The organism is Archangium sp., from assembly GCF_036388035.1.
In the GTDB taxonomy this organism is placed as follows: Bacteria; Myxococcota; Myxococcia; order Myxococcales; family Myxococcaceae; genus Archangium.
In genome coordinates, this window is record NZ_DASVSO010000996.1 from 1 (window position 1) to 3,515 (window position 3,515).

Sequence of the window (3,515 nt, forward strand, 5' to 3'; positions counted from 1 at the left end):
CTTGCTCGCCAGACACGCCTCGCACTTCGCGATGACCGGAGAGCCCCACGGCTCGCTCCAGTTCAGCGCGCGGTTGCACGCCGACCAGGTGTTGTCGTTGCCGTCCATGGCACGGAAGTCCGTGTGCATGGAGAACGGGAAGTCCTCCACCACCCAGCCGATGCGCCGGCCACGGGACTGGTACCACATGGTCGGGTTGAAGAACTGCGGCGTGGCACCGAAGTCGGCATCCGAGTCGTACACCACGGAGCCGTTCTTCGTGACGTCGGCGCTGTCCTTGTCGAACCAGCTCATCGCCGCCACGAGCGCCGGATCCTCGCAGCCAAACACCGAGGTGTTGCCCACCTCGGGCAAGAACTCGGGGAACTCCTGCATGGACTCGTTGTTGCCCACCAGGAAGATGGCGCTGGGGGGCGTGGAGGGGACTTCGAAGAAGTCCTTGTCGCCTCCCGTGGCGGGGCTGATCATCGTGTCACCCACGGCCACCGCGCCCGTGCAGCACGCGGCCCGATCGGGCATGGGCACATTGCCCGAGAGGCTGGGCACAGCCAGCAAGCCCACGGCCCCCGCTATCACCACACCCGCTGCCAGTCCCACCCGGCGCGCCAATGGCTTGCCCAGGGTGCGTCGCATGGCGTCGAAGTCGATGCGCATCATAAGAAAGCTCCTAGATACCGAACTTCACCACGAACTCTACCTCGGTCTCGCGACCGGATTCGTCCTTGCAGTGAACGGTAATCTTATGCGGAATTCCACCCAAGGTGGGATCCCCGTTACCATTACTGGAATCCACCGTGTCTTCTGAACTCCCACCTGCGGTGAGCTGTAGCGGCTTGATCCCCGAGACATTGACCTGAGGAACCTGCCCGATGTGGCCACTGCGCGCACATCGCTTCCCGGCGGGGACCGGTCCCGCGTCGGGGCAGTCCTCATCGGTCGCGGCGTTCATGTCCACGTTGATGGGCACGAGGGCCGAGGCGGGAGTAACGCCCAGGACGTTGAAGCGCGAGAGCAAGTACTGACGGCCCGCGTCCGCGCACGCGAGCAGCTCGTCACCGGTCTTCTCGTTCCTGGCGGCGCCCAGCTCGTTCTGGGAGAAGGTCAGCGCGGCGGCCGCCAGCAGGCTGATGACCGCCAGCAGCACCACCACGAGCAACAGCACGGAACCACGACTGCCGGAGTGTCTCTTCATGGGGAAATCCTCTCAGCCTCCAGCGCAGTTGAGCTCGTCATCCGGCATGGCGCCCTTGCAGGCGTTCACCGTCGCCGCGTCATTGCTGTAGATGGGAACGGGGAGCTGCGCGGAGCGCATGTTGCGAATCTGCACGGACATCTCGGACAGGACGCGCCGGAAGCCGTAGGCACCGGGCAGTTCCGGGCGCCCGCCAAACTTGGGGATCAGGTTCATCAGCCCCGGGTTGATGCCCGCGTCGCGGGTACTGGTGCGCGCCACCAGGCCCACGCGCACGGCGCGGATGTTCGCCGGGTGGTCGGAGAGGCGCTTGGGATCGTTGAGCGGCGTCCCATAGTCGGGGGCCTCCGCGCCGGGATTGGGGATGAACTCCGTGCCATTCTCCCTCAGGAAGATGACGCGCAGCGCCTCGATGTCCTCGGCCACCGGCTCGCCGAAGGCGTTGGGGTCCTTCTCATCCAGGCCATGCCGGCGGAACAGGTAGGGGCGGCCAGGAGTAGCGGGCATGCCATCATCGTCGACGAACTGGATGGAGTAGTCGTAGACGTCGATCTTGAAGACGTGCATCGGCAGCCCGCCTGACGCGATTCCGAAGCAGGGCGCCGAGAAGTTGTTGAGCCGGGGGAAGGTGCCGGTGGGCGACTCCAGGCTCATCGTGAAGGCACCCGCGGGCGCGTCCGCGCTGAGCTGCACGTAGGTCAAGGCGAGCCCGCCCGGACACGCGATCTGGAAGATCTGCCCCTTGCGCATCAGCGCGGGCAGCGGCTTGTCCGCGGGCAGGGTGACGGTCGTGCCCGAGATGGCGGAGGCCAACGTCGCGAAGGCCGGATCCCGCATGCGGAAGACGAGCCGATCCGAGCGGTTGCGGGTCGCATCATCCCGCCAACCGGCCGGGAAGCCGAAGGCGTTGGGCGGATCCATGCCGTAGCCAGCCATGCGCAGGTTGCGCACCACCAGCTGGTGGGTGTGCCGCAGCGACGCCTGCCCACCGCGGATGCCCGCCTGCGTGTAGAAGGACTGGGTGTAGCCGAGGAAGGCCGCGGAGACCGCGAGCACCGTGATGAAGGTCACGATGGAGCCCACCATCAACTCGATGAGGGTGAAGCCTCGTTGCCGTTGACGCCGCATCACTGCTGGCCTCCCATCTGCACCCGCATCGTGCGGCTGGTCACGACGCGCGGCTCACCCGCGTCCTTGTAGAGGACCTTCACCCAGATGTGGACGCGCCGCGCTCCATTCTCGGGCTCCAGGTCGCTGCGAACGATGTAGAAGCGCTCGTACACGGTCAGGTTGTTGCTCTCATCGGCGAAGACCGGATCCTTCAGACCGCCGAACGTGTAACCCGGCTGGTTGATGGTCGTCTCGTCGTGCATGCACGCCCGATAGGCGTTGTAGGCGCCGGTGCCCGGCTTCGTCAGCACGTGCGCGGTGTCCATGGGATCTTCCTGGCATGGACCCGGGGTGTCGGAGAGCCGGGGATCATCGAAGCGCCAGAGTTGGATCTGCTCGGCCAGGTCATTGGCGATGTCGGAGGCTTGCAGGAGCCGGCGCGCCTGGCCCGTGGCACTGCGCGCCTGCACGAGCGCGCCCAGCAACCCCGCCAGACCCACGAGGAACACGACCGCGGCGACCATCGCCTCGATCGTCGTGAAGCCGTCGCGCCGGAGGAAAGGAGCTCGTCGCAGCATGGAGTTCACCTCGAGGCCGAGAAGGTCCGGACGAGGCCGGTGTTGGTGATGACGATGGCCTGGGACGTCTGGATACCGCCACCCCCCACCGGCACCAGGGTGATGGAGCCAGAGCCCGTCGGGGAGCGATTGCCCGCGGCATCGTAGAAGTCCACCGAGCCGTCCGGCTCGAAGAAGACAGCCCCCCGAATGGGATTGCTCGCGCTGCCAATCCCCGAGCAGAAGGTGCACGGCAGGTTGTTGGGCACGAAGCAGAAGGGAGGCGGGAAGATGTTGGCGGAGCCGGCCGTGGTCCCCACGGCGAGGCCGATCTTGTTGTTCACGTCCGCGGTGCAGCCCGGGTGCGCCACCGAGCCGACGGCGGCCCTGAAGCCTCCCGTCAGCACGCGCACCGAGGGGTTGAAGTGCCCCGCGTCGATCAACCGGTACTGGCTGCCCGCGGGCGCGGGAGCGGGCGGCGTCAGGTCCTTCAGACGCAACCAGTTGGCGTTGGTGCTCAGCGCCTGCTGCATGTTCAGCCAGGGATCCACCACCACCCAGTAGTCGATGGGCTTGCCCGCGGTGGGTCCATCCGCGTTGATGAGCACCACCACGCGCTCGTTGCGGCAACACCTCCAGCGCGGCGTAGGAGAGGG

The 3,515-nt window shown here is 66.6% G+C and carries 5 protein-coding genes; all 5 read right to left on the bottom strand.

Annotated elements, in window-relative coordinates:
• Nucleotides 1–657 (bottom strand): hypothetical protein (locus VF697_RS41215; protein WP_331103940.1); only part of this gene is annotated, 657 nt, incomplete at its 3' end.
• A gap of 10 nt (nt 658–667) precedes the next feature.
• On the bottom strand, nt 668–1,192 hold the full coding sequence (locus tag VF697_RS41220) for a hypothetical protein (protein WP_331103941.1): 525 nt from the start codon (nt 1,190–1,192) through the stop codon (nt 668–670).
• Between the two features lie 12 nt (nt 1,193–1,204).
• Nucleotides 1,205–2,320: a prepilin-type N-terminal cleavage/methylation domain-containing protein gene (locus tag VF697_RS41225; RefSeq protein WP_331103942.1), complete on the bottom strand. Its 1,116-nt coding sequence runs from the start codon at nt 2,318–2,320 to the stop codon at nt 1,205–1,207.
• Nucleotides 2,320–2,880 (bottom strand): hypothetical protein, encoded by a 561-nt coding sequence (locus VF697_RS41230; RefSeq protein WP_331103943.1) that lies wholly within the window; start codon nt 2,878–2,880, stop codon nt 2,320–2,322. Before VF697_RS41230 ends, VF697_RS41225 begins: the two co-directional genes overlap by 1 nt.
• Nucleotides 2,881–2,885: 5 nt before the next feature.
• Nucleotides 2,886–3,515, bottom strand: a 630-nt coding sequence (locus VF697_RS41235) for a hypothetical protein (RefSeq protein ID WP_414641455.1), incomplete at its 5' end; no start/stop codon positions are given.

Coding starts and splice junctions, on each gene's coding strand:
- VF697_RS41220 (WP_331103941.1), bottom strand. CDS start 1,192: ATGAAGAGACACTCCGGCAGTCGTGGTTCCGTGCTGTTGCTCGTGGTG.
- VF697_RS41225 (WP_331103942.1), bottom strand. CDS start 2,320: ATGCGGCGTCAACGGCAACGAGGCTTCACCCTCATCGAGTTGATGGTG.
- VF697_RS41230 (WP_331103943.1), bottom strand. CDS start 2,880: ATGCTGCGACGAGCTCCTTTCCTCCGGCGCGACGGCTTCACGACGATC.